The sequence below is a fragment of the Streptomyces avidinii genome, assembly GCF_014650695.1.
GTDB lineage: Bacteria > Actinomycetota > Actinomycetes > Streptomycetales > Streptomycetaceae > Streptomyces > Streptomyces avidinii.
In genome coordinates this window covers 1-5,742 of sequence record NZ_BMVL01000040.1, presented here as the reverse complement: position 1 = coordinate 5,742, position 5,742 = coordinate 1, and the positions used below count along the sequence as shown (strand labels likewise).

The window sequence follows — 5,742 nt, the reverse complement described above, 5'->3', positions numbered from 1 at the left end:
TCGCCTGGGGATTCTGGGCCCAACGCAGCGGCATGACCGGCCACCTGGCCGACGAGGAAGCGGTGATGCGCCGCATGGCCGGCGCCGGGGTGCTGCCCATCTCCGAGGAGCAGGGCCTCGCACTGTTCGACGCGGCCGTCGCGCTGGACGCGCCGGTCTGCGTGCCGATGCCCCTGGACCTCGCGGCACTGCGGACCCAGGCCGGTGCGGGCACGCTGCCGCCGTTGCTGCGCGGCCTGGTGCGGGCTCCGGCCCGCCGGGCGGCGGCCGCCCCGGGAACCGCCGGGAGTCCGGCCTTCGCGGCCGAGCTGGCGGCGCTGCCGCAGGCCGAGCGGACGCGGAGGCTGCTGGACCTCGTCCGGACGCACGCGGCGACCGCGCTGGGCTACCCGACGTCCGAGGGACTGGATGCGAAGCGGACGTTCCGTGAGCTGGGCTTCGACTCGCTGGCGGCGATCGAGCTGCGCAACGGCGTGGGCGGCGCGACCGGCCTGCGGCTGCCCGCGACCCTCGTCTTCGACCACCCGACGCCGTCCGCCGTGGTGGACTTCCTGCTCGGCGAGCTGACGGGCGGGGTGCAGGCGCGGCCCGCCGCGCGGCCGGCCGTGTCCGCCTCCGGGGCGGACGAGCCGATCGCGATCGTGGGCATGGCCTGCCGCTACCCGGGCGGGGTGTCGTCTCCCGAGGAACTGTGGGAGCTGGTGCTCTCCGGCCGGGACGCGATCGCCGGCATGCCCGAGGACCGCGGCTGGGACGTGGAGCGGCTGTACGACCCCGAGCTGACCCGGCCGGGCACCTCGTACGTGCGCCAGGGCGGATTTCTCTACGATGCGGCCGACTTCGACCCCGAGTTCTTCGGCATCTCGCCGCGCGAGGCCCTGGCCATGGACCCGCAGCAGCGGCTGCTGCTGGAGACCGCCTGGGAGGCGCTGGAGCACGCGGGCATCGACCCGCACGCGGTGCGCGGCAGCCGGACCGGCGTGTTCACCGGCATGATGTACCACGACTACGCCACCGACCGGGCCGAACTGCCGGAGGAGGCCGAGGGGTTCATAGGAACCGGTTCGGCCGGCTCCGTCGCCTCCGGGCGGATCGCGTTCACCCTGGGGCTGGAAGGCCCCGCGCTGACCATCGACACCGCGTGCTCGTCCTCGCTCGTGGCCCTGCACCTGGCCGCGCAGGCACTGCGCAGCGGTGAGTGCGACCTGGCGCTGGCCGGCGGCGTGACCGTGATGTCGACCCCCGCCGTGTTCGTGGAGCTGTCCCGGCAGGGCGGCCTGTCCCCCGACGGCCGGTGCCGCTCCTTCGCCGACGGTGCCGACGGCACCGGCTGGGGCGAGGGTGCCGGACTCCTGCTGGTCGAGCGGCTCTCCGACGCCCGCCGCAACGGCCATCCCGTACTGGCGATCGTGCGCGGAACCGCCGTCAACCAGGACGGTGCGTCCAACGGTCTGACCGCGCCGAACGGACCCGCGCAGCAGCGCGTGATCGAAGAGGCCCTGGACAACGCGGGCCTCGGCCTGGGCGACGTCGACGTGGTGGAGGCGCACGGCACGGGCACCACGCTCGGCGACCCCATCGAGGCGCAGGCGCTGCTGGCCACCTACGGCCGGGACCGCCCCGCCGGACGGCCGCTGCGGCTGGGATCGGTCAAGTCCAACATGGGCCACACCCAGGCCGCGGCGGGTGCCGCGGGCATCATCAAGATGGTCATGGCGATGCGGCACGGCGTCATGCCGAAGACCCTGCACGTGGACTCGCCCAGTTCGCAGATCGACTGGACCTCCGGCGGGGTGGAGCTGCTGACCGAGGCGCAGGAGTGGCCGGCGGACGGCGCTCCGCGCCGGGCCGGTGTGTCCTCCTTCGGGATCAGCGGCACCAACGCGCACGTCATCATCGAGCAGCCTCCGGCCCCCGCGCCGGTGGCGGCTGTGCCCGCGGCCCCCGAGGTGGTTCCGTGGGTGCTCTCCGGGCACGACCGGGCAGCGCTTTACGCGCAGGCCGAGCAGCTGGTGGCGCACCTCGAGGCGCACCCGGAGCTGTCGCCGGCGGACGTGGGCCGGACACTGACCGGCCGGGCGGCGCTCCCCCACCGTGCGGTGGTGCTGGGCGCCGACCGGGACGCGCTGCTGTCCGGTGCGTCCGGGCTGGCGGGTCGGGTCGGCGATCCGGACGCGGCGCTGCCGCCGGGCGTGGCCGAGGGTTCCGTACTCGGCGACGACCGGGTGGTGTTCGTCTTCCCCGGACAGGGCGCGCAGTGGGCGGGGATGGCGGCCGAGCTGCTGGACTCCTCGCCGGTCTTCCGGGCCCGCGTCCAGGAGTGCGAGGAGGCGCTCAGCCCGTACGTCGACTGGTCGCTGCTCGCCGTGCTGCGGCAGGAGCCGGGCACCCCGCCCTGGGACCGGGTCGACGTGGTGCAGCCCGCGCTGTGGGCCGTGATGGTCTCGCTGGCGGAGGTGTGGCGCTCCTACGGGGTCGAGCCCGACGCGGTGATCGGCCACTCCCAGGGGGAGATCGCCGCCGCGTGCGTCTGCGGGGCACTGGACCTCGGAGACGGGGCCCGGATCGTGGCGCTGCGGGCCAAGGCGATCGGCTCCGCGCTGGCCGGACGGGGCGGCATGGTGTCGGTGGCACTGCCCTCCGCGGCGGCGCGGGACCTGATCGCGGGTTGGCCGGGAACCATTTCGGTGGCGTCGGTCAACGGACCGGTCAGCACGGTGGTCGCCGGTGAACCCGGTGCGCTCGACGAGCTGCTCGCCCGCTGCGCCGAGGACGGTGTCCGGGCCCGCCGCATTCCGGTGGACTACGCCTCCCACACGGCTCAGGTGGAGGAGATCGAGGCCGATCTCGCCGCGGAGCTGAAGGGCATCGCACCGCGCTCGTCCTCGATCCCGTTCTTCTCCACCCTGACCGGGGGCACGCTGGACACCGCGGAGCTGGACGCCGGGTACTGGTACCGGAACCTGCGCCACACCGTGGAGTTCGAGGGAGCCACCCGTGCGGCGCTGGCGCAGGGCTTCACCGTCTTCGCGGAGATCAGCCCGCATCCGGTGCTGGTGCCGTCCGTCCAGGACAGCATCGACGATGCCGGCGCGGCAGCGGCGGCCGTGGGCTCGCTGCGCCGCGAGGACGGCGGTCTGCGTCGCATGCTGACCTCGGTGGCCGAGGCCGGGGTGCTGGGCGTCGACATCGACTGGACGCCGGTGTTCGCCGGCGCCGCCCGGCAGGTGGAGCTGCCGACGTACGCCTTCCAGCGCCGGCGGTTCTGGCTGGAGGGGCGGCGCGGAGCCGGAGACCTGACGGCGACCGGCCTGGAGTCGGCGGACCATCCGTTGCTGGGCGCGGCCGTGGTCATGGCGGGCGGTGAGGGCGTTGTGCTCACCGGCCTGCTGTCCGGGCGCACCCATCCGTGGCTCCTCGACCACGCCGTCTCCGGCACGGTCCTGCTGCCCGGCACGGCCTTCGTGGATCTGGCGATCCGGGCGGGCGACCACCTGGGCCACCCGCACCTGGAGGAACTCACCCTGCAGGCACCGCTCCTGCTGGGCACCGGCCCCGACGACGACGTCACGGTGCAGGTCCGTGCCACCCCGGACGCCGGTGCGGACGGCTGCACGGTCACCGTGCACTCCCGTACCGGCGACGGGGACTGGACGCTGCACGCGACCGGCACCCTGGGCCAGGAGGCGCCCGCGGAGCCCGTACCGGACGCGGCCTGGCCGCCGGCCGGGGCGGAGCCCGTCGCGCTGGACGGCGTCTACGACGAACTCGCCGAGGGCGGCTACCACTACGGCCCGGCGTTCCGGGGACTGGAAGCGGTGTGGCGCCGGGACGGCGAGCTGTTCGCCGAGATCCGGCTGCCCGAGACGGAACGCGAGGAGGCCGCCCGGTTCGGCGTCCACCCGGCGCTGCTGGACTCCGCGCTGCACGCCATGGCGGTCGCCGGTGACCAGGAGTCCGGCGTGAAGCTGCCGTTCGCCTGGACCGGTGTGCACCTGTACGCGACCGGGGCCACTGCGGCCCGGGTGCGTCTCACGCCGGCCGGTGACCAGCTCTCGCTGCTGCTCACCGACGACACGGGCAGGCCCGTCGTCGCGGTGCGCTCACTCGTGACCCGGCCGGCCGCCATCGGGCAGACGTCGGGCGGCGCGCTGGAGGAGGCGCTGCTCCACCTCGACTGGGCCGTGCTGCCCGCCGGCGCGGAGGGCGACGGCGCGGTCCCGTACACGCTGGTCGGCGAGGACCCGTTCGGGCTGGCCGACGGGGCGGAACGTGTCCTGCCGGACCTGGCCGCGCTCGCCGCGGACGGCCCGGTCCCGGACACCGTGGTCACCTGCCTGGCCCCGGCGGGGTCCGGCGATCCGGTGACCGCGGCGCACGCCGCCGCGCAGGAGACCCTGGAGCGGGTCCGTGCCTGGCTGGCGGACGAGCGCTTCGCCACGTCCCGCCTGGTGCTGGTGACGACGGGGGCGGTCGCCGCGGGCGACGCCGAGGACGTCACCGATCTGCCCCACGCGACGAGCTGGGGTCTGGTGACCTCGGCGCAGACCGAGAACCCGGACCGCTTCGGCCTCGTCGACCTGGACGGTCGGCCGGAGTCCCGGGACGCGTTCCCGGCCGCGCTGGAGGGTTCCGAGCCCCGGATCGCCGTCCGCCGCGGCACGGTCACCGCGCCCCGGCTGGCGCGCGCCCGCTCGCACTCGGCGCTGCTGCCGCCGTCCGGAGGGGTGCCGTGGCGCCTGGAAAGCACCGGCAGCGGCACCATCGAGAACCTGGCGCTGGTCCCCTGCCCGGAGGTCCTCGACCCCCTCGGCCCCGGCCAGGTCCGCATCGCGGTGCACGCGGTCGGCATGAACTTCCGTGACGTCGTGGTCGCGCTCGGCGTGGTCACCACCCAGAAGGGCATCGGTGGCGATGTCGCCGGCGTCGTGATGGAGACCGGCTCCGGGGTGACGAACGTCGCCGTCGGCGACCGGGTGCTGGGCCTGTGTTCGGACTCGTTCGGGCCGGTCGCCGTCTGCGACCACCGGTTCCTGACCCCGATGCCCGACGGATGGTCGTACGAGCAGGCCGCCACGATCCCGATCACCCATCTCACCGCCTACTACGGGCTGGTGGACCTGGCCGCGGTGCAGCAGGGCGAGTCGGTCCTGGTGCACGCGGCGGCCGGCGGTGTCGGCATCGCCGCGGTGCAGCTGGCCCGGCACCTCGGTGCGGAGGTGTACGGCACGGCGAGCCCCGGCAAGTGGCAGACCCTGCGCGATCACGGTCTGGACGCACCGCACATCGCCAACTCCCGGACCCTGGAGTTCGAGCAGTGGTTCATGGAGACCAGCGCCGGCTGTGGTGTGGACGTGGTCCTGGACTGCCTGGCGGGCGAGTTCGTGGACGCGGGCCTGCGACTGCAGCCGCGCGGCGGACGCTTCCTCGAAATGGGCAAGACCGACAAGCGTGACCCCGCGCAGGTCGCCGAGGCCTACCCGGGCGTCGCCTACCAGGCCTACGACCTGATGGAAGCGGGACCGGACCGCATCCAGGAGATGCTCGTCGCGGTGATGGACCTGTACCGGGCCGGTGCCCTGGTGCCCCCGCCCATCACCACGTACGACGTGCGCCGTGCCCGTGACGCGATGCGCGACCTGAGTCAGGCGAAGCTGGTCGGCAAGGCCGTCCTGACCGTCCCGCAGGGGATCGACCCGGAGGGGACGGCGCTGATCACCGGCGGCACCGGCACCCTCGGCG

1 protein-coding gene is annotated in these 5,742 nt (G+C 74.6%); it reads left to right on the top strand.

Annotated features, from left to right (window positions below; translation table 11 throughout):
* Positions 1-5,742 (top strand): type I polyketide synthase (locus IE257_RS37515; RefSeq protein WP_189974585.1); only part of this gene is annotated, 5,742 nt, incomplete at both ends.